The sequence below is a fragment of the Streptomyces sp. CB03238 genome (assembly GCF_002099185.1).
Lineage (GTDB): Bacteria > Actinomycetota > Actinomycetes > Streptomycetales > Streptomycetaceae > Streptomyces.
Window position 1 is genome coordinate 566791 of record NZ_NBCN01000007.1, and the last position, 20645, is coordinate 587435.

Consider the following 20645-nt stretch of genomic DNA (forward strand, 5'->3'; position numbering starts at 1 on the left):
GCGCTCTTGGTGTGAGCGGCGGTCAGCACCCGCCGGACGTCACCGTCCCGCCGATCTGGAGGGTGGCGGGCGCGCCGCAGCAGCCGCCGCTCTGCGGGGCCTCGGACGCGTCCGGCTCGTCGAAGACGCCCGCGCCGCCGCACACCCCGGTCTCCGGGAGCGTCAGCTCGACCCGCTCGGCGGCCTCCCGGTCGCCGGCGAGGGCGGCCGCGACGGAACGGACCTGCTCGTAGCCCGTCAGGGCGAGGAACGTCGGGGCGCGCCCGTAGGACTTCATGCCGACCAGGTAGACGTCCTTCTCGGGGTGCGCGAGCTCGTTCGCGCCGTGCGGGTAGACCGTGCCGCAGGAGTGGACGTTCGGGTCGATGAGCGGGGACAGGGCGAGGGGCGCCTGGAGGCGCTCGTCCAGGCCCAGGCGCAGCTCGCCGAGGAACGACAGGTCGGGGCGCAGCCCGGTCAGGACCACGACCTCGTCCACCGGGTCCAGGCGGCGGCCGTCGTCGCCGACGAGCACCAGGCCGCCGTCGGGGCGGCGCTCCACCGCCTCCGTACGGAAACCGGTGACCGCGCTCGCGTGGCCGGCCTCGACGGCCGCCTTGGCGCGCAGGCCGAGGGCGCCGCGCGCCGGGAGCTGGTCGGCCTCGCCGCCGCCGAACGTGGAGCCGGTGATGCCACGGCGCAGGATCCACACGGCGTGGGTGTCCGGTTCGTCCTTCGCGAGGCCGGCGAGGAGGGCGAGGGCGGTGAAGGCGGAGGCGCCGGAGCCGACGACCGCGGTGCGCTTCCCGGCGTAACGGGCCCTGACCGCCGGGTCGGTGAGGTCGGGCACGCGGTACGCGACACGGTCGGCGGCCGCCCGCTCGCCGAGCGCCGGGAGGCCGTCGCCGCCGAGCGGGTTCGGGGTGGACCAGGTGCCGGAGGCGTCGATCACGGCACGGGCGAGGATCCGCTCCTCGCGGCCGCCCCCACCGCCGTCCGTCCACAGGATGTGGACGGTGAAGGGCCGGTCCTCGCGGCCCGCGTCGACCACGCGGTCACGTCCGGCCCGGGACACCCCGGTCACCCGGGCGCCGAAGCGGACCCGGTCGCCCAGGACGTCGGCGAGCGGCTGGAGGTAGGCGGCCACCCAGTCACCGCCGGTGGGGTACGTGTCCCCCGCGGGCGCCGTCCAGCCGGTGGGCGCGAGCAGCTTCTCGGCCGCCGGGTCGACGAGCTCCGCCCACGTCGAGAAGAGCCGGACGTGCGCCCACTCCCGTACCGCCGTACCGGCGGAGGGCCCGGCCTCCAGTACGAGCGGTTCCAGGCCGCGCTCGACCAGGTGCGCCGCCGCCGCCAGGCCCACCGGGCCGCCGCCGATCACGACCACCGGAAGGTGCTGCTCGCTCATGGCTGGTCTCCCTCGCTGATTCGACAGATGTCGATGTCCTGGCTCCGAGCTTGCCAGCTGTATCGACAGCCGTCAACATAGACATATGTCGAATACGAAGCCGGCCGGCCTGCCGCTCATCGAGCCGGGGGAAGCCGTGCCCTGCTGCCCGCCGCTGACCTCCGAGGCGCTCTCGGAGGAGGACGCGGTCAGGACGGCGGCCATGTTCAAGGCGCTGGGCGATCCGGTGAGGCTGCGCCTGTTCTCGCGGGTGGCGTCGCACCCGGGCGGCGAGGCGTGCGTGTGCGACATCTCCGACGTCGGCGTCTCGCAACCGACCGTCTCCCACCACCTGAAGAAACTCAAGGACGTCGGACTGCTGACGTCCGAGCGGCGCGGGACCTGGGTCTACTACCGCGTCTCCCCCGGCGTCCTCGCGGCCATGGCCGCGATGCTGACGACGGGGTGACCCCTCAGCCGCCGCGCGGCGCGTACATGATGACCGCCATGCCGACGAGGCAGACGAGCGCCCCGATGACGTCGAAGCGGTCGGGCCGGTAGCCGTCGGCGACCATGCCCCAGGCGATCGACCCGGCGACGAACACCCCGCCGTAGGCCGCCAGGATGCGCCCGAAGTTCTCGTCGCTCTGGAACGTGGCGACCACCCCGTACAGACCGAGGGCGATCACTCCCGCGCCGATCCAGATCCAGCCCCTGTGCTCACGGATGCCCTGCCACACGAGCCAGGCGCCTCCGATCTCGAAGAGCGCGGCGACGGCGAACAGGGCGGCGGAACGGGCGACGAGCACGGTGGCGGGGTCCTTCCGGCGGAAGCGCGTCGGGGCGAGGGGGCGACTCCAGCTTGGCGCATGGACCGCCGCCGCCCTGCTCGTACCCTCACCGAGGTCACCCTCGTACCCCGCTGACCCGACCGCCGCCCCACCCACACCAATCCCGCCATTCCCCACGCCCCCAGGCAACGCAACGCTCCTCCACGCCCTCTTCCGGCTCGGCAACCGCAACCCAATCCCCCACGAAGGGACGCATGGTGGTTACGAGCAACGCGAGACGAGCGACCCTGGCACTCACCGCGATCGGCGCCGTACTGGCGCCCGTCTCACCGGTGCACGCCGCCCCACCCCCGCCCCGCGTCGACCTCCGGGCGGACGTGAACCGGGACGGACGCGTCGACGTCACCGGCGCGACCGACACCGTCGGCGAGGACGCCTGGACCCCCGCCCGGGGCACGGTGTTCCTGCCCAACATCGACGACGACACCAAGCGGTGCCCGACCGCCGGCCCCGGCGGCAAGCCGCTGTCCGACGCCAAGCTCGCCGCCTGCAACGACGCGTCCGACGCCGTCGTCAACGGCACCGCCGACCTCGCCGACCTGGCCCGCGTCCGCTCCGTACCGATGGCGAACCTGCCCGCCACGGCGACCGGCGCCGTGAGCGTCCCGGCCGGCGGAAAGCACACCCGGGTGTTCGTCAAGCGCGCCACCGGCTGGGCCCACGTCACGGGCAAGACCCGCCTGACCGCCGCCGAGCTGCGCGCCGGACTCGAGTTCGGGGTCGAGAGCACCGACATCGTCCGCGACAGCAAGGTCTGGGACGGCCGGGCGGTGATCCGCCTGATCGTGACGACGCCCAACAGGCCGGCCACCACCGACGACATCACCCTCCGCGTCGCGCCGCTGCTGACCCACCACCACCTCCAGCAGGCCCAGCAGGTACTGGCCACCAAGGTGCCCGGCAAGGACGACTACGCGCGCCGCCAGCAGGCGTTCGTCAACGGCCTGGCCAAGGAGGTGAAGTCGGCGGGAATCAGCCAACCGCTGATCACCTTCGACAAGTACCAGGACATCTGGGCGCAGGACTTCGTCGAGCCCGGCTATGTGAGCATGACCGGCCCCAACGGGCGCCGTCAGGTCATCCGCGTGATGCTGCGCTCGGCGCAGCCCGACCGTGAGGCGGGCCGCGAACTGTTCGAGAAGATACGCGGCAACGGCATAGGCGTCGTCCAGGTCTCCGGGGTCCGCGACTCGGAGGAGTGGACCCTGAACTCGATGGGGAACCTGGAGACCATTCCCCCGTACGCGAACGGCGGCCGGTCCTTCCCCGCCGGGCGGATCATCATGGGCGAGCGCAAGGACGACGGCTCCAAGCCCGCGCAAGCAATGCGCACGATGCTGGCCTCCCAGGGCTTCCAGGACCCGCTGCTCCTCGACACCTCCTGGCTGCACGTCGGCCATGTGGACGAGTTCGTGCAGTTCCTCCCCGCCCCGGGCACCCCGCGCGGCTGGAAGATCGGCATCGCCGACCCCGAGGCGGGGCTGAAGCTGCTTCGCAACGCGCAGAAGGGCGGGCACGGCAAGACGCGCATGTTCTCCGTGCCGGACTCCCAGGAGCGACTCGCCCCGAAGGAGACCATCGACCAGGCACTCGCCTCCAAGTGGCTCGTCACCGACAACACCATGGCCGCCGCACGCATCAAGGCGAACCTGGCGGTCCTCCAGCGCGAGACGGGCGTCACGGACGCCGAGGTGGTACGCGTACCGGCGCTCTACACGCGCGGTACGGAGCAGGTGGGCGAGCGGGGCGACCGGATGCCCCGGCTGACGCGGCTGGGCGCCGGTGAGGTACCGGAGGTGGTCAGCGAGTACGGCCAGCAGAAGGCCATCCAAGAGCGCGACGGCCGGTCCGCCGGCCCCGGCACGGTCATGACCAGCGCGTACGTCCCCGGCGCGGTCAACGGCATCCTGCTCGGCACCGACCGCTACCTGGCCCCGCGCCAGTGGGGGCCGGTCATCGGCGGCAAGGACATCTTCACGGCCGCCGTGACCGCCGCGTACACGGGCGCCGGGATGAAGGTCTCGTACATCGACGACTGGTACACCTACCACCTCGGCATGGGTGAGGTGCACTGCGGGACGAACACGCTGCGCGACGCCTCCGCCGCGTGGTGGAAGCCGTAGACAGCGGGGAGCATGGGTGATGTGCCCATGCTTGTCGGAACCTCGGGGTGGCAGTACGCGGACTGGCGCGGCGGCCTCTACCCGGCCGGGCTGCCGCAGCGGCTGTGGCTGGAGGAGTACGTCCGCCACTTCGCGACCGTGGAGAACAACAACGCCTTCTACCGGCTCCCGTCCACGGAGGTCTTCACCGCCTGGCGCGAACGGACCCCGGAGGGGTTCGTCATGGCGGTGAAGGCCAGCCGCTACCTGACGCACATCAAGCGGCTGCGCGATCCCGAGGAGCCGGTGCAACGGCTGATGGGCCGCACCGTGGGCCTCGGCGACCGGCTGGGGCCCGTCCTGGTGCAACTGCCGCCGAACTTCCGCGCGGACACCGGCACGCTCGACGCCTGCCTGCGCTGCTTCCCGGGCACGGTCCGGGTGGCCGTCGAGCTGCGCCACCCCTCCTGGTGGGAGGCGGAACGGGACCTGCGGGCGGTGCTGGAGCGGTACGGCGCCGCCCTGTGCTGGGCCGACCGGGGCTCCCGCCCCGTGACACCGCTGTGGCGCACGGCGCCCTGGGGATACGTACGGTTCCACGCCGGCGCCGCCCGGCCGTGGCCGCGCTACGGGCGCCAGGCGCTGGCGTCCTGGGCGGGGCGCATCACCGCCGCCTGGGCGGACGAGGCCGACGTGTACGTGTACTTCAACAACGACCCGGGCGGCGCGGCCGTCCGGGACGCCGCCCTGTTCGCGCGGGCGGCGGCCGGACTGGGCCGGACGGTCACCCGAACACCGTCCCCGTGACGGCGCGGCGCCCTAGACTCACCGAACGGTGCTTGTTCCGGGGCGACTTGGGGGGAACATGGTCACGGTCCTGTTCGTGCACGGTACGGGGGTTCGCGAGCCGTCCTACGCCGCCGCCCTGGAGACCATCCGCGGCGGCCTCGCGCGCGTGCGGCCCGATGTGCGGGTCGAGCCGTGCGACTGGGGCTCCACTCTCGGCTCGTTCCTGCGGGCGGGCGGCGTCTCCATCCCCGGGTACGTCACCGATGAGCCCGTACGGGAGGACGACGAGGACCGGCTGCGGTGGGCGATGCTGTACGCCGACCCGTTCGCCGAGCTGGGCGCCTACGCGCTCGCCGACCACCCCCCGGGCAACACGCCGGGCTTCGTCCCCGGCGCGGTCGCGCCCGGCGACGCGCTGCTGGACCGGATCGGCCGGCTGGACGGATCGGCGGCGGTACGCACCGCCTGGAACGCCGCCGTCCCCGCCGTACCCCTCGCCGAGGCCGTCGCCGCCCTGCTCGCCGCACCGCGACTGCGCCGCGCCGCCGCCACGGCCGCCCCCGAGGGCGACGCCCTGCCCCGGCTGACCGCCCGCGCGCTCACCGCCTGGGCCCTGGTACGCGCGGAGCACGCGGCGGGCCAGGTGCCGGTCGCGGCGCGCGACGACCTGGTGGACACGGTCACCGCCGAACTGGGCGGTGACGTCAAGGGCCTGAGCGACGCGCTGGTCTCCGCGCTCGGCTTCTCCGCCCGGCTCTTCGAGCGCTCCCTCGGCTCCCGGCTGCTGGTGTCCCGGCGGGCCGCGCTCAGCGGCCGCTCGGTGGGCTTCTTCGGCGACGTCCTCAGCTACCTCACCCGCGGCCAGGCCGTGCGCGACCACGTCGCCGCCACGATCCGCGCGCTGCCCGGCGACTCCGGGCCGGTCGTCGTCCTCGGCCACAGCCTCGGCGGGATCATCGCCGTCGACCTGCTCACCGATCCGCCCGCCGGCGTGTCCGTGGACCTGCTGGTGACGGTCGGCTCCCAGGCCCCGCTGCTGTACGAACTGGACGCGCTGCCCTCCCGCCCGTACGGGGCCGGGCTGCCCGGGGCGTTCCCCCGCTGGCTCAACGTCTACGACCGCCGCGACCTGCTGTCCTACCTGGCCGCCGGGGCTTTCGGGAACGACCCGAGGATCACCGACGTACCGGTGGACAACCGCCAGCCGGTCTCGGCGGCCCACAGCTCCTACTGGGCCAACGATCAGTTCTACCGGGTGTTGTCCACAGCGCTTCCCGGCTGAACGGAAAAGCCCTTAACCTGGGCCAGCCGGTCGGCAGGTGAGCACACGGCACGGTGCGAGGGGGGACGCGCGTGGCCGCCACGGGAGTTTTCGACGGCGTACAGCTGCGGATCCTGCGCGCGTTCGTGGAGGCGCTGGAGGATCCGGCCGTCCGGCTGATCAACGACAGCGGCAGGGACCTGTGGCGCCAGATGGTGCACCAGCACATCCCCGGCCTGACGGCCGTCAGCTTCTCCGTGCCGCGCCAGGAGTTTCTCAGCGTCGTCAACAACTGCGCGGCGATCGACGGCGGCATGGACGGGCTCGTCGACGCCACCTGCCTGGTCGCACCCGCCCTGGAGCCGGTCCTGGCGCTGCTGCTGGCCGAGTGGAAGGCCCGCCTCGCCTTCCCCGGCCCCGACTGGACGCCGTTGCGCCGCGTACTGGAGGTCCCGGTGTCCGAGCTGGGCGGCCTGGTGGACCGGGCCACGGACGGCCTCGTACCGCTGCCGGAGCACTGCAGCACGCCGTGGGAGGCGTTCGTCCACCTCGCCGACCGCAACAGCCGGCCCGGCGACCTCATGCCGGCGCTGGCGTTCCTGGAGTACACGGCAGCCCTGTGCCCCGAAGTCGCGTCCGGAATCGGCGAGTTACGGGCGTGGAACGACCACTTCGCCCGGCAGTGGCACCTGACCGGCCCGCTGACCGCCCTGCGTACGAGCCTCAGCGGCACACCCCTGACCGGAAGCGTCACCCACGACCCGCACCCCGGCCGGCCCGCCCCGATCGTCAGACCGCTGATCAGGATCTACGTCAAGGTCGAGCCCGACCGCACCCCCCAGGGCGGCGTCGGCCGGCGCCGCGCCGCCCGCACCCAGCGGTACTACGTCTCCGCCTGCGTGAAGTACACGGACTCCAGCGCCCTTCACCGCGACCCCCACACCGAGCCACGAGAGTCCGTGACCCGCTCCCAACTCCCCGTCGCTGTGGCAGAGTTGCTCACGCATATGACGCAGCTACGCCACTCCCGCGCCGAGAACGCCGCCCTGGAGCTGTTCCTCCCGGCGGAGCTCCTCAACGAACCCGTGGAGTGGTGGGACCGCGACCCGGCCCTGGGCTTCCCCAACTCCCTGCTGAGCCGCTACCGGGAGATCCTGCTGCACAGCCTGGAGCGGGTGCAGCGCCCCGCCTTCCACAACGCCTGGCGGGCCCGCTGGGCGCACTGGCGGACCGGCGAGGGCCCCGGCCTGGTGCACGAGTGCGACCCGGAGACGCTGTCCGACACCGAGCACCTCGCCCTGCTGGACGCCAAGATCGGACGGGACGACGACGTGGTCGGCATGGTCCTCAGCAGACCGCCCCACCGGGACAGCGAGCTGGGCTTGAGGGAGATGAGTCTGGCCCTCGACCTCGGGGTACCCATAGTGGTGTATCACCGCGACGACCCGGCGTCGGAGGTGTTCCGCAGCATGATCCGAGAGACCTTGGCCAATGAAGGACTGGCAGGGCTCCCCGAGCGTGCGCAACAGTGGAAGTCCGACGTCGCCGTCCGTGCCACCACCACCGCCGCAGGCGGGGCGAGCGCCGTGACCGACCGGGACGTCGAAGCGATCCGGTCCATGAGCATGATCTGGGACGACCCCGAGCTTCTTCTCGAGGGCGGGCAGAGCGCTCCCGCCACCTTTGTAGGGGGGACCGAGTGAACGCGGCGCACCATGGCGGGCCGCTCTACCGGGGCACCGGAGAGCTGTTACCGGACACACCGTACGAAGACAGGAGCTGGCCCGAGGGCCCGCCGTGGCGTGACTTCCGCGCCCCGGCGACCATGCCCCCGCCGCCGGAGGACGACGAGGCCGACCGGCGCCTCGGCCCGCCCGGCAGGCCCCGCACGCCTCGCCCGGAGGAGGTGCGGCTGGTCAACGCCGCGCTGCTGCTGCGCCGCCCGCTGCTGGTGACGGGTCGCCCCGGGGTGGGCAAGTCGGGCCTGGCGTACCGGATCGCGCGTGAGCTGCGGCTGGGCCGGGTGCTGCACTGGCCGGTGACCAGCCGCACCACGCTCGCGTCGGGGCTGTACGAGTACGACGCCATCGGCCGCGCCCAGGCGACCCGGGAGGGCGGCGACGACGCCCCCGCGACCCGGCCGGGGATCGGGAACTACGTACAGCTGGGGCCGTTGGGCACCGGGTTGCTGCCGTACCGGCTGCCGAGGGTCGTCCTGATCGACGAGATCGACAAGTGCGACGCGGACCTCCCGAACGACCTGCTCACGCTCTTCGAGGACGCCTGGTTCGACGTGCCACCACTCGTACGGGTGAAGCAGACGGAGCCGACGGCAACCGTCCATACGGCTGATCCCGGGGGCACCGCCGTCGTCGAGAACGGAGTGGTCAGGGCGCACACGTTCCCGGTCGTCGTCATGACCTCCAACGGCGAACGGGAGTTCCCCGAGGCCTTTATGCGCCGCTGCCTGCGGCTCGACATTCCCGACCCGGACGCGGACACATTGGGAGAACTCGTCTCGGGCCATTTCGGCGACCGCCTCGGACCGGCGCAGGAAGCACTGATCCAGGATTTCCTCCGGCGCAGCGGCCGGGTGGGCGGACTGGCCGCCGACCAGTTGCTGAACGCCGCCCATTTGGCGACCTCGGGCCTCTACCGGCAGGACGGAAGCGATGCGGGGGAGTGGCAATCGGTCCTCGCCGCCATTTGGCACCCTCTGGGTGGTGAAGGGGCGGATACGGCGTGACCGGCGAATCATCGGCGGCCCGCGGCGCTGAAGGGCGGCACCGGCGGGACGGCCCGGCAGACCTGCCGGGCGACCCCCGCCTGCCCGACACCGGGCTGTCCGACACCCGCCTGCCCATCACCGGGCTGTACGCGTGGGAGGTCGCCGACGCCGTGTGGCTGGCGGCCAACCACCCGTGGCTGGCCGGCGGCGAGGAGGCCGAGGGAGCGGAGGAGGAGAAGACCGACGCCCCGGAGCGGCCGCCGACCGCCGACGACCGGCCGTCCCCGCACGACCCCGCCCCCGGCCCCGTGCCCGGCGACGACGACCCGTCCCACCCACAGCCCGACGCACCCGAAGCACCCGAAGCACCCGAAGCCCTCGACACCCCCGACGCCCCCGCAAACACCCCCGCACTCCCCGTACCGGCACCCGCGCCGGACGCTCCCGTCCACCTGAACGACGAGCCCTCAACCCCCGCCCCCGCCACCGTCGCGCTGACCCGCACGCCCGGGCCACGTGAACTGGGCCGGGCCCTGCGCCCACTGCGTACCCACCTCGACTCGGCGCACGCCCACACCCTGGACGAGGCGGCCACCGCGGAGCGGATCGCGCTCGCCCCGCACCTGCCGCCCGTGCTCGTCCCCGAGCCGGAACGGCACTGGAGCGCCGTCCTCGTCGTGGACAGCGCCCCGCACATGGCCCTGTGGCGACCTGCCGTCGACCGGTTCCGCTCGGCGCTGGGCGGCTACGGCGGGCTGCGTGACGTGGACGTCCTCACTCTCGACACCGCCCACCCTGAGCGGGCGGTGCTGCGCGGCCCGGGCACGGCCGGCCGGCCGCGGCCACCGCGCGGCCTCGTCGACCCGACCGGACGGCGCATCGTGTTCCTGCTGACGGACGGGGCCGCCCCCGCCTGGCGGTCCGGCGCCGCCCAGCGGCTGGCCGCCCTGTGGGGCAGGTTCCAGCCGGTCACCGTGGTGCAGATGCTGCCGCAGCGGCTGTGGGCCGGCACCGGCCTGTTCCCGGTCCGGGTGCGGCTGCGCGCCCACGGCCCCGGGTCGGCGGGCGGGCAGGTGCGGTGGCGGCCCGCCGAGCCGCTCGCCGCGTCCCTGCTGCCGGACACCCCCGGCCGCGTGGTGGCCGTACCGGTCCTGGAGCTGAGCCCCGAGTGGCTCGACCCGTGGGCCCGGTTCGTCTCCGGGACGACCCCGCGCTGGGCGGACCTGCCGGCGATCCTCACCAGCACCCGCCCGCCGTCGCACGCCGCGTCACCCCCGTCGCGGCGGCCGACGGCGGCCGAACTGGTGGCCCGCTTCCGCAACCGCGCCTCCCTCGCCGCGTTCGGCCTGGCCACCCGGCTGGCCGCCGTCCAGCTCGACCTGGACACCATGCGGGAGGTGCGGCGACAGACCATGCCGCACGCCACGGACGCCCATCTGGCGGAACTCCTCATCAGCCCCTTGGTGGAACCGCTGCCGGGCTGCGACGGGCATTCGTATCTCTTCGTCGACGGCGTACGGGAGGAACTCCTCGCCGCCGGCAGCAGGACGGCCACGGAAAGCGCCCTGAGAAAGGCCGCCGAATTCCTCGCACCGCACAATGAGGCGGCCCGGGAACTCCTCGATTACCTGGAAAGCGCCTCGCATTCAGCGGCTCCCGCGTTCCGCGAGGAAAGCCTGGAGGCCGTCGAGGCGACGGCCGAGAACCTCCGTTTCCGGCAGGCCGAACACGCGGCGCTCCAGGCGATCTCCGGTTCCCATCTGCGCCGCGCCCGAAGGCTCGGCGAACACATCGGTACCCCACCTCCGGGTCCCGCCGATGAGACACTCCCCGACGACAGCGACTACGCCATTCCCCCGTCTGGAGGCCCCCAAGTGAGCACGGTCCCCGCCCCGGCACAAACCCCGGCCCAGCAGCCTACGGCCGGAGGGGGTGCGCGACCCGCCATGCCCGCTGTCTGGGGGAACATGCCGCCCAGGAACATGGTGTTCACGGGACGGGAAGAGCTGCTGGTCGCCCTGGAGAGCGGGCTGCGCGACGGCCCCACCGCCGTGCTCCCGCACGCACTGCACGGAATGGGCGGCGTCGGCAAATCCCAGCTGGCGCTGGAATACGTGTACCGGCACGCGTCCGAATACCAGGTCGTCTGGTGGATCCCCGCCGAACGGACCACGCAAATTCAGCAGGCGTTCGTCGAACTGGCCCGGCGCCTCCACCTCCCGGCCAGCACCGAGGCCATTACCGCCGTACCCGCCGTGCTGGAAGCACTGCGCACCGGGAACCCGTACAACAGCTGGCTACTGGTGTTCGACAACGCCGAAAGCCCGGCAGCCGTACAGGAATACTTTCCGAGCACTCCCGAGGGCGGGCCGGTAGGCTCCGTCATCGTGACATCGCGCAACCCTCAGTGGAACACCTTGGCCCATCCGCTGGAAGTCGATGTGTTCGAACGGGAAGAGAGCATCCAGCTGCTCCGGCGGCGCAATCCCGACCTGTCCGACGAAGACGCGGACATGCTCGCGGAAATCCTCGGTGACCTGCCGCTCGCCGTGGAGCAGGCATCGGCGTGGCGCGCCGAAACGGGCATGCCCCCGGCTGAATATCGGAGGGTGTTCGAGGAAAAGAGCGCCGAGCTGATGGCGGTGTCACCGCCCACCCAGTACGAGAAGACCGTCGCCACCGCGTGGAACGTGTCCCTCGACCACGTGGAGGGGAAGAACGCGGGCGCCATCCAACTCCTCAAGCTGTGCACGTACTTCGCGCCCGAACCGGTCAACCGGCAGTTCTTCTCCAACTCGGTGTCCGAGCCCATCGCCCCCGAGCTGGACCGCATCTTCACCGACCCCATCCGGCTCAGCCGCGCGATCCGGGAGATCAGCCGGTACTCCCTGGCGAAGATCGACCACCGCACCAACTCGATCCAGATGCACCGGCTGGTCCAGGCGGTGCTCGAAGCGCGCATGACCGAGGAACAGCGCGGGATGTTCCGCCACGGCGCGCACCTGCTGCTCGCGGCGAACGCCCCCAGCGATCCGCTGGCACCGCAGAACTGGCAGCGGTTCGGCGAGCTGTATCCGCACGTCATCGCGTCGAAGGCGGCGCTGTCGGCCCACCGCAACGTACGCCAGCTGGTCTACAACGTCGCCCGGTACCTCTTCTACTGGGGCGACCACGCGGCGGCCCTGGAGTTCGCCCAGGAGACCTACCGCGACTGGTGCCGGCTCTTCGGCGAGGACGACCAGCAGACGCTGGCTCTCGGCAGGCACCTGCGGTTCGTCCTGTGGCGGGACGGCCGCTACAAGGAGGCCGCCGAGCTCGGTGAGCGCATGCTCGCCACGCTGGAGGGCGCCGGCCCGGATCTGGAGGAGGAATACCTGCGCGTCAAGGGCCAGGTGTCGGGCGACCGCAGGGCGCGCGGCGACTTCCGGGGCGCGCTGGAGTTCGACGAGGAGGTCTACGAGCGGGCCGTACGGGCGTACGGCGACGAGGACCCCGAGACGCTGCTGCACGCCCACAACCTGGGCGTCACACTCCGCGTCAACGGCCTGTACGCGCGAGCGCGGGACCTCGACCAGGCGAGCTGGCGCACCAAGGTGCAGATGTTCGGCGCCGACGCGCCCACCACCCTCAGCTCCGAGGCGTCGTTCCACCTGGACCAGCAGGAGCTCGGCGAGTACGCGGCGACGGAGAAGGCGTACGAGGAAGCGATCGACATCTACCGCGACACGTTCGGTGACCTGCACCCCGGCACACTGAACGCGATCGCACGACTGGGCGTCGCCCAGCGGAAGGCCGGCCATCACGCGGCCGCGGAGGCCAATACCCGCAACGCGCGCAACGCGCTGATCGAGCGGTACGGCGAGCGCAGCCCCGACGCCCTGCACGCCTCGCTGAACCTGTCCATCGACCTCCGTCAGAACGGGTCGTTCCAGGAGGCCCTGCGGCTGGGCGAGCGGGTCAGGGCGCTGTACGCGGAGGTCTTCGGGCAGGACCATCCCCACGCGGCCGCCGCGGACGCCAACGCGGCGATCACCATGCGCCTGCTGGGCCAGGTCGAGCAGGCCCGCAGGCTCAATGAGTCGGCCATCGCCCGGTTCCGTGCCGCCGTGGGCGACACGCACCCGCACACGCTGATCTGCCAGGTCAATCTCGCCAACGACCTCTTCGCGCAGGGTGACGCGGCCGGAGCGCTGGAGATCGACGAGCGGGTCCTTCCGCTGCTGGTGGAGGCACTGGGCGAGGAGCACCCGACCGTGCTGGTGACGCGCGGCAACACGGCCGCGGATCTGCGGGCGCTGGGCCGTACCGGCGAGGCGGAGGAACTCCACAGGGCGGCCATCGACGGCATCCGGGCCAGGCTCGGCCAGGAGCACCCGGCCTGCACGGACATGCTCGACTGGCGGCGGGCCAACTGCGACATCGACCCGATGACGCTCTAGTCGGACCGACTCTCGTACGGCGATTCCAGAGCGCCCTGGCCCAGCCAGTGGGCCAGGGCAACCGGGTCGGGCGTACGCCCGCGGCCGTCCCTCACGGCCCGGTGAACGGCCGCGACCAGCTCAGGCACCGCCGTCAGGGCCCTGACCGCCTCCGGTGCGTCACCGGTGTCCTCCAGGGCCAGCCGCAGTCCTGTCCACGCCCCGGTCCGTCGGCTCAGGTCCCGGACGTGGAAGCGCCGCGCACCCTCCGTGTCCCCGCACGCCCACAGCAGGTCGCCCCGGCTCGCCCCGGTGACGCCCGGCACGGTGTCGCCGGGGCGGTCACGCACCGTGTCACGCATCTTGTCGAGCGCCGCCGGGTCCGCCAGGGCGATGCGGGCGAGCATGGCGCGCGCGTCCAGGTGCCGGTGCCCGGCGTCCCGTATCGCCTCCCGGCGCGCCGGGAGCCGTGGGGGCCGTCCCGCGCTCCAGGCGGCCGCCAGGGCCGGCACGTCCTCGGGGTACGGGCGTACGTGGGCCAGCCGCCAGGATGCCCGGTGGTCGGCGGCCATCCGGCGGGCGAGCCGCTCCTCGGGGCCGTCGCCGCACCTGTCGCCGTACCCGTCGCCCCGCCGGCGTACGGCACCGAGCAGGTCCTGTAACGCGCTGCGGCCCGCGGCGGTGAGCGCCGGATCGGCGGCCAGCTCCGGCACGACCCGCTCGAGCTGCCCCAGCCACAGGACGTACTCGAACCGGGCTATGGCACCGCCCGGTTCGCCGGAGCGGCGGGTCGCGTACGCCTGCCAGAACCGGGCCACCGCGTGGAACGCGTACGCCCCCTGGAGCATCCCGCCGAGCGGCCGGGGATCGTCGCGCCAGGGCCCGTAGTACAGCCGCCCGGCCTTCTCCGGCTGGTACAGCGGGCACAGGTGCATCAGTGCGCTGAGCTTGCTGTGCTGGAGTTCGTGCACGAGGGTCGCCGCGCACAGGGCGACCGAATCGGGCAGCGACGACGCCAGGCCGCCGACGCCGTGCCCGCTGGTGACGCTGCGGACCCGGAAGGGTTCGTGGGCGGGCATGGGCTGGACGGAGCGCAGCAGGACGGCGGCGGCCTGCGCGGTCGGCGGATCGACGTCGGCCAGCACGGCGTACGCCTCGCGCAGCAGTCCGCTCCAGGTGTCGTACGCGGTCGGTGTCAGCCGCTCGGCGGCGCCATAGGGCAGCGGAGCGATCCGGTGGGTGCCCAGGTCGTCCACGATGACGTGGCGCGCGGCGCCGGGGGCGAGGGCGGCGCGCCGCACGGGCAGCCAGCCGGGAGCGGACCGTTCGGGGCGGGAGGGCAGGTGGAGCCGGCCGTACCGGCCGGTGAGGGTCACCCGCCCGCCGGACGCCCGGACCTCGGCGGTGTCCCAGGCGCATCCCTGCCGGTGCGCCGTGGGGAGCCGCGCCAGGCCCAGGGTGGGGAGCCACACCGTGCCGTGGTGGGCCGGGACGGGGAACGAGAAGTCGAGTCCGGCACGTGCGGCGGCGACGGCGGCCAGGGTGTGCAGGTGGCCCGTGTCCGCCCACAGCGGGCCGGCGTCCCGGCCGCAGGCGCCCAGCCGGGCCAGCAGCCGGTTGAGCCACAGCCCGGTGTCGGGAAGGAGGAGCAACTCCTCCACGGGATCAGGGGCGTACCGCTGCGCGGCGGCCAGGAGGTCCCAGGCCCGCTGGGCGGCGGGCAGGGGTCCGGTCACCCCGGTCAGCGGGGCGAGCGCGTCCATCAGGAGATCGAACAACAGAAGGCGATGGCTGAACTCGGCCCGCGCCAGCACCTGGAGTGCTCCTGTGCCGCCTTCCCCGCGGCTGAGTTCATGGAACTGGCCTGGTGTCAGAGAATGCCGCGACTCCGCTGCGTGCAGTGAGTCAGGGCGCATACCGTCCCTCTGCGTCGCCACCGCCGTATCGGCGCATCAAGCGGTCCAGCTGTCTTGCCCACCTGTCCCGCCGCCGACATTGCCCGCCGTACGTCCCGCGTCCGCCAGCAGCCGGGCCTTGGCAACCGCTCTGCTCTCGTCGGGCCGGGAACGCAGCTCCTCCAGGGAGGTGCCCGTGAGGTCGGGCAGGTCCGACATGATGGCGGTTTCCGGCTTTTCCACTGCCGTAGACCTCCCCCGGTGTCCGAGCGGTGTTCGATCCGCCGCCCTTACATGATGTCCTAAGCACCCACCGCTGGAAACATGCGCTACCGGACAGCCTGCACCCCGCCCGGGGCGCCGTGGCCGAATCGCGGAGGCTCAACCGCCGTCCGGGCCGGGGTCGGTGAACCATTCCGGGTAGTCCCGCAGAACCCCCAGGAGGGCCTCCGCCGCCGGTGTGCCCGGGTCCACCAGGGACACCGCCTCCCACAGGGGGGTCAGTCCGTCGCTGAAGGTCACGCACGTGTCGATGAGCCCCAGGATCTCCAGGCGTGTCTGCGCCTGTCTCGGGACGCTGCCCGCCATCGCTTCGGGCAGGAGGCCGATGATCTGGCCGCGCGACTCGGGGCGGCGCATCACCTCCACGGCGGCGAGCGCGTCGTGCAGGCGGCGTTTGTCGGCCAGTTCCAGTCTGCGGCGCGGTGTCGCACGCCGGGGAGCCGGGACGACCGTGGAGCGGTGGCCCACGGTGCGGTGCGCTTCGCCGTCGCCCTCGAACCAGAGCGAGGTGGTGTTCCCGAACCTGCCGCGCAGCGCTTCGGCGAGCGGCCGGGGCGAGGTGCGCCAGTCGGGGTGGTCGCGCAGCAGGCGGAGGGCCTCGGCGCTGAACACACCGGAGCGCATGCCGTTGCGGGTGGTTTCGCCGGGGCCGCAGGCGAACAGGACGTGCTGGTCGGCCCGTTGGCGGGGGATTGCGCGGGGCAGGGGGTCGGGGCGCAGCGCGCCGGCGGTCGCGGCCGTGTCGGCGTACGTCTGGCAGGCGTCGAGGAGCCACAGCTGGCGCGGATGGCCGGGGGCGCCGTCGGAGCGGTAGAGGGCGAGGGCGGCTTCGACGTCGAGGCAGCGCAGGTCGCGCTGGACCGCGTCGGCGAACAGCAGCCGGCGGTTGCGGTCGGCGTCGATGAGCCCGTGGCCGGACCAGGCGACGAGGAGCCAGTCGCTGCGTTCGTCGGCCAGTTCACGGGCCAGCACCCGGTGGACGGTGTCCCGGTCGGCCGGCCGGTGGGGCAGGCCGGCGGTGTCGGCGAGCGTCCGGTTGCGGGCGAGCGGCGACAGCAGCAGGGTCATGTCCTGGTCCGGTACGCCGAGTTCGCGCAGCCAGTGTACGTAGCCGAGCGCGTCGCGCACCGGCCCGTCCAGGTCCCAGGCCGACCCCGCCTCGTAGGACTCCACTCCGGCCACGAGCGCCCGCATCCGTACCTCCCCGCTCCAGGGTAGGTCTCAACGGCCGCTGTCAGAAGTGATGTTCAGCAGCTCCAGGGCCTCCTCCCAGCGGAAGCCGTCGGCCTTGATGCGGTCCGATTCCTGGGTGCCGATGCGGACGCCCATCGCGCGCAGCGCGTCCAGGCTGCGCCGGTAGGCGGGGTGGGCGGCCTGGGCGGTGCTGAGGCACGGGAGGGCGGCGGTGGGGACACCGGCGCCGTACGACTCGCAGAGGATGCCCAGCGCGAGGGTGTCGGACATCCCGGCGGCCCACTTGTTGAGGGTGTTGAAGGTGGCGGGGGCGACCGCGATGGCGTCCGGGTCGGGCAGCGGGCGCGGATCGCCGGGGCGGCGCCAGGCGGACCGGATGGGGTAGCCGGTCTGCGCCTCGATGCCGCCCGCGTCGATGAAGCCGAGGGCCAGGGGGGTGGCGACGACACCGACGTCCCACTGCCGCTCCTGCGCGGCCGTGATGAGCTTGCCGACGTCGCCGGCGACTCCGGCCGCGCAGACGACGACGTACAGGAAGGGCTTCGGCCGGCGCTGGTGGGGCACGTGTGGTCTCCGCTCGGTGAGGGTGGCGTGGCGTACGTCGATGGTGGCGCAGTGCGCACGGCGCGCGGTAGGTACCCTGAGCCCGTCGCGGACTCTCCCATCACCTCGCCCGTACGGCGCAGTTGTTCCGCCGGCGGTGGCTGAGGTGGCGGATCGATCGGAATCAGGCAGGTGCACAGGGTGCTGGTGGCGGATCGGTACCGGTTGGAGTCGCCCATCGGCCGCGGCGCGATGGGCGAGGTGTGGCGCGCCACGGACGAGGTGCTGGGCCGGCCGGTGGCCATGAAGCTGCTGCTCGGGGACGATTCGGACGCGGAGACGGCGGCGCGCTTCCGGCTGGAGGGGCAGACCGCGGCGCGGCTAAGCCACCCGCATGTGGTGGCGGTGTTCGACTTCGGGGCGTGGGAGGGCCGTTTCTACCTGGTCATGGAGCTGGTGGAGGGCCGCAGCCTGGCGCAGGAGCTGGCGGCCGACGGGTCGCTGCGGGCGCCGCGCGTGGCGGCTGTCGCCGCGCAGACCGCGGCGGGGCTGGCGTCGGCGCACCGGCAGGGGATCGTGCACCGGGACATCAAGCCCGGGAACCTGATGTCGGACGCGGACGGGACGGTCAAGCTCGGGGACTTCGGGATCGCCCGGTTCGTCGACGATCCGGCCGCCGCGCTCACCACGGCCGGGCAGATCGTCGGCACCAGCCTCTACCTGGCGCCCGAGCGGGCGCTGGGGCAGCCGGCCGGTCCGGCGTCCGACGTGTACTCGCTCGGGTGCGTGCTGTACCACCTGCTGACGGGACGGCCGCCGTTCCACGCCGACACCGCGACGGCGATCCTGTACCAGCACATCGACGCCGCGCCGGTGCCGCCGCTGCGTCTCGGGGTGGACGTGCCGCCCGCGTTCGAGAACTACCTGCTCGGGATGCTCGCCAAGCAGCCGGAGGAGCGGCCCACCGCCCAGGAGGTCGCCGACTGGTTCGCCTCCGGCGCCTGGCAGGGGCGGGCGCAGTCGCTCCCGGACCCGCACCCGGCACCGGCCGCCGGGCCCGCGCAAGGCGTGCACGCGACGCAAGGCGTACACGCGCCGGGCGCCGGGCACGCCGCGTCCATGACTGCGCCGCCCGGCCGTCCCGGCGGCCCGCTGCCGACGCCGGCGCCCGTGCCCGGGTCGCCGGAGAGCGGCACCGCGACCACGTACATGCTGCCCAACACCCCCCGCCAGGGCGGCCGGGGCCGCCGCGCCCTGCCCGCGCAGTCCGGCGCGGGCGCCGCCCGGCAATTCGTCAGGCGGCGGCCCCGGGTGGCGAGCCTGATCGCCGGGTCCGTGGCCTTCTTCGCCGCCGTACTGGTCGGCATGGCGCTGTTCTCGCCCGACACGACGTCGCCGGACACGCCCCAGGTGGAGATCGCGGTGACGCCGAGCACCCTGGGCGGGGACGACGGGGACTGAGCGGCCGGGCGCGGCCCTACGGCACGTCGGTCATCGTGGGCATGTCCCCCTTGGCCGTACCCATGTCGATGACGGAGAACGACGCGCCCTGCGGGTCCCTCAGCGTCGCGAACCGGCCGAACGGGGTGTCCATCGGCCCCAACAGCACGGCCCCGCCGCGCTCCGTGGTCTTCGCCACCGCCGCGTCGCAGTCGTCGACGCCGAAGTACACGTTGATGTACGGCGGGACCTCCGGCGGGACCTCGCCCGTCATCCCCATCCGGCCCAGTACGGGGTCGTCCCCCACGTGGAAGACCCTGAAGTCCATGCCGTCGGGGGTCTCCATCGTCTTGGCGCGGTACGGGAAGACGGCGGGGAAGAAGGCGTCGGACGCCGCCGGATCGCGGGTGAAGATCTCGGACCAGCAGTACGCGCCGGTCACGCCACGCGCCTGGAACCCCTCATGGGCGCCCGCCTGCCACACCCCGAAGACGACGCCGCCGGGGTCGCGGGCCAGCACCATGGACCCGAAGTCGCCGACCTGCATGGGCCCCATCACCACCTCGCCGCCGTTGTCGCGGATCTTCCGCGCGGTGGCCTCCGCGTCCGGCGAGGCGAAGTACAGGCACCAGGCCGACTGCTCCTCCGCGCCGGGCATCGGCGGCACGACGGCCGCCACGGCCTTGCCGTCCGCGTACGCCTCCGTGTAGTTGCCGAACTCCGACGACGCCTCGCCGAACGTCCAGCCCAGTACGTCGCCGTAGAAGCTCTTCGCGCCCTCGACGTCCGTGAACATCGCGTCCGCCCAGCACGGCGCGCCTTCGGGTTGTACCGCCATGGTTCCGTCCCTTTACCGCTCGCACTCGATACGTGGTCCGGATTGTCACGCTAGCGAGCGATACGCCGATACGCTCGCCGAAACCGGGCGAGGCGCGGACGAAAACTCGGCCGAAGGCCGACCCGACACCCTTGACGAGGTGTCATAATGCGAATGTAGCCCATCGTGCATCCCCCGTCGCGATGGGCTACATCCCTGTCCAGACCCAGTGCAGGCCCCAATCCGGGCACGCCGCATCGGTCATACACGGGCAAGGGACTCCCCTCGTGGCCCCCTGCCCGTGTTTTTTCGAGTTAACAGTGACGTAGAGTGCTTGCGCAAGTCCGCTTCTGGTGCGGGAGTGGGATGCTCCACTTTGTCGCTGATGCAAAGACGCCAACGTTCTGTGTCGATTACAGTACGAGCCCGTTGACCGAACTCGAACATCGCGCGACGTGGGGACCCGGATGGACAACGGCGAACAGCGCAACGGCGAGCAGCGCCCGCCCGAACTGCGGACGTTGCAGCAGAAGGTCGAGTACATGGTCGAGAAGACCTTCCCGGGCCAGAAGATCTCGGGGCGGGTCTTCGCCGACCTGGTGAAACAGCGCGGCGGTTCCCTCTCCCACAGCTATTTCTCCAACATCCTGGCCGGCAAGGTCACCCACCCCTCCGAGGACATCCTCAAGGCGCTGGGCATCGGCTTCGGCGTCGACTGGCGCTTCTTCAAGGACGAATCGGAAGTCGTCGGCGATGTCGTCGCAGGTCTGCAATTCCTCGCGAAACGGCGCAGCGGGGACATCAGCGGAGTCGCCGCGCGCGGCAACGACGAGGACGGGATCCCGGCGGAGCTGCTGGAGTTCGCCCTCTCGCTGCTGGAGGAGACCAAGCAGAAGGACTCCGACGAGCGGCAACCGGACGGCCGGTAAACTCGCGGATCATCACGAGGGCAAGAGGCG

Annotated in this window: 16 protein-coding genes; 9 read left to right on the forward strand and 7 right to left on the reverse strand. The window is 72.7% G+C overall.

Going from position 1 to position 20645, the window contains the following annotated elements; translation table 11 throughout:
• Positions 1-22: 22 nt before the first annotated feature.
• On the reverse strand, positions 23-1387 hold the full coding sequence (locus BKD26_RS40820) for an FAD-dependent oxidoreductase (protein WP_193791267.1): 1365 nt from the start codon (positions 1385-1387) through the stop codon (positions 23-25).
• A gap of 85 nt (positions 1388-1472) precedes the next feature.
• On the opposite strand from BKD26_RS40820, the gene BKD26_RS15770 reads away from it, so the two are divergent.
• Positions 1473-1835, forward strand: coding sequence for a metalloregulator ArsR/SmtB family transcription factor (locus tag BKD26_RS15770; protein ID WP_073756696.1), 363 nt, complete (start codon positions 1473-1475; stop codon positions 1833-1835).
• Positions 1836-1839: 4 nt separating this feature from the next.
• Here the strand turns inward: BKD26_RS15770 and BKD26_RS15775 are convergent, their stop codons facing one another.
• Positions 1840-2175 (reverse strand): YnfA family protein, encoded by a 336-nt coding sequence (locus BKD26_RS15775; protein WP_084898445.1) that lies wholly within the window; start codon positions 2173-2175, stop codon positions 1840-1842.
• 236 nt (positions 2176-2411) lie between these two features.
• Here BKD26_RS15775 and BKD26_RS15780 point away from each other — a divergent pair, with 236 nt between their 5' ends.
• The 6 genes from BKD26_RS15780 (at position 2412) to fxsT (ending at position 13536) form a co-directional block, all read left to right on the forward strand.
• On the forward strand, positions 2412-4340 hold the full coding sequence (locus BKD26_RS15780; RefSeq protein ID WP_084898446.1) for a protein-arginine deiminase domain-containing protein: 1929 nt from the start codon (positions 2412-2414) through the stop codon (positions 4338-4340).
• Positions 4341-4361: 21 nt separating this feature from the next.
• Entirely contained in the window at positions 4362-5126 is a 765-nt protein-coding gene (locus BKD26_RS15785; protein WP_084898520.1) for a DUF72 domain-containing protein, read from the forward strand.
• Positions 5127-5184: 58 nt separating this feature from the next.
• Positions 5185-6390 carry an alpha/beta fold hydrolase gene (locus tag BKD26_RS42020; RefSeq protein WP_084898447.1) on the forward strand — a complete coding sequence of 402 codons (1206 nt, stop codon included), beginning with the start codon at positions 5185-5187 and terminating at the stop codon, positions 6388-6390.
• 71 nt (positions 6391-6461) lie between these two features.
• Positions 6462-8072: a hypothetical protein gene (locus BKD26_RS15795; protein ID WP_084898448.1), complete on the forward strand. Its 1611-nt coding sequence runs from the start codon at positions 6462-6464 to the stop codon at positions 8070-8072.
• Positions 8069-9115, forward strand: a complete 1047-nt coding sequence (locus BKD26_RS15800) for a MoxR family ATPase (protein ID WP_084898449.1) — start codon at positions 8069-8071, stop codon at positions 9113-9115. Before BKD26_RS15795 ends, BKD26_RS15800 begins: the two co-directional genes overlap by 4 nt.
• Entirely contained in the window at positions 9112-13536 is a 4425-nt protein-coding gene (gene fxsT / locus BKD26_RS15805; RefSeq protein WP_241518671.1) for an FxSxx-COOH system tetratricopeptide repeat protein, read from the forward strand. The genes BKD26_RS15800 and fxsT overlap by 4 nt, the downstream gene beginning before the upstream one ends.
• Here the strand turns inward: fxsT and BKD26_RS15810 are convergent.
• The 4 genes from BKD26_RS15810 to BKD26_RS15825 all read right to left on the reverse strand — a co-directional run bounded on the left by BKD26_RS15810 (position 13533) and on the right by BKD26_RS15825 (position 17450).
• Positions 13533-15293: an HEXXH motif domain-containing protein gene (locus BKD26_RS15810; RefSeq protein ID WP_241518672.1), complete on the reverse strand. Its 1761-nt coding sequence runs from the start codon at positions 15291-15293 to the stop codon at positions 13533-13535. The genes fxsT and BKD26_RS15810 overlap by 4 nt on opposite strands.
• Positions 15294-15467: 174 nt before the next feature.
• Positions 15468-15653, reverse strand: a complete 186-nt coding sequence (locus BKD26_RS15815; RefSeq protein ID WP_084898451.1) for a hypothetical protein — start codon at positions 15651-15653, stop codon at positions 15468-15470.
• A 138-nt stretch (positions 15654-15791) separates the two neighbouring features.
• Entirely contained in the window at positions 15792-16886 is a 1095-nt protein-coding gene (locus tag BKD26_RS15820; RefSeq protein WP_084898452.1) for a caspase family protein, read from the reverse strand.
• A gap of 27 nt (positions 16887-16913) precedes the next feature.
• Positions 16914-17450 carry a flavoprotein gene (locus tag BKD26_RS15825; RefSeq protein WP_107417858.1) on the reverse strand — a complete coding sequence of 179 codons (537 nt, stop codon included), beginning with the start codon at positions 17448-17450 and terminating at the stop codon, positions 16914-16916.
• 231 nt (positions 17451-17681) lie between these two features.
• Between BKD26_RS15825 and BKD26_RS15830 the strand changes: the two genes are divergently transcribed.
• Complete coding sequence (locus BKD26_RS15830; protein ID WP_107417881.1) at positions 17682-18890, forward strand: serine/threonine-protein kinase; 1209 nt, start codon at positions 17682-17684, stop codon at positions 18888-18890.
• Between the two features lie 16 nt (positions 18891-18906).
• Here BKD26_RS15830 and BKD26_RS15835 read toward each other — a convergent pair whose 3' ends face one another.
• Positions 18907-19707: a VOC family protein gene (locus BKD26_RS15835; protein ID WP_084898453.1), complete on the reverse strand. Its 801-nt coding sequence runs from the start codon at positions 19705-19707 to the stop codon at positions 18907-18909.
• A 446-nt stretch (positions 19708-20153) separates the two neighbouring features.
• Between BKD26_RS15835 and BKD26_RS15840 the strand changes: the two genes are divergently transcribed.
• Complete coding sequence (locus BKD26_RS15840) at positions 20154-20615, forward strand: hypothetical protein (protein ID WP_084898454.1); 462 nt, start codon at positions 20154-20156, stop codon at positions 20613-20615.
• The last annotated feature ends 30 nt before the right edge of the window (positions 20616-20645 follow it).

Bases quoted from the DNA above. Each gene is read 5' to 3' on its own strand.
- BKD26_RS40820 (WP_193791267.1), bottom strand. From the start codon at position 1,387: ATGAGCGAGCAGCACCTTCCGGTGGTCGTGATCGGCGGCGGCCCGGTG.
- BKD26_RS15770 (WP_073756696.1), top strand. From the start codon at position 1,473: ATGTCGAATACGAAGCCGGCCGGCCTGCCGCTCATCGAGCCGGGGGAA.
- BKD26_RS15780 (WP_084898446.1), top strand. From the start codon at position 2,412: ATGGTGGTTACGAGCAACGCGAGACGAGCGACCCTGGCACTCACCGCG.
- BKD26_RS42020 (WP_084898447.1), top strand. From the start codon at position 5,185: ATGGTCACGGTCCTGTTCGTGCACGGTACGGGGGTTCGCGAGCCGTCC.
- BKD26_RS15820 (WP_084898452.1), bottom strand. From the start codon at position 16,886: ATGCGGGCGCTCGTGGCCGGAGTGGAGTCCTACGAGGCGGGGTCGGCC.
- BKD26_RS15830 (WP_107417881.1), top strand. From the start codon at position 17,682: ATGGGCGAGGTGTGGCGCGCCACGGACGAGGTGCTGGGCCGGCCGGTG.
- BKD26_RS15835 (WP_084898453.1), bottom strand. From the start codon at position 19,707: ATGGCGGTACAACCCGAAGGCGCGCCGTGCTGGGCGGACGCGATGTTC.
- BKD26_RS15840 (WP_084898454.1), top strand. From the start codon at position 20,154: ATGGACAACGGCGAACAGCGCAACGGCGAGCAGCGCCCGCCCGAACTG.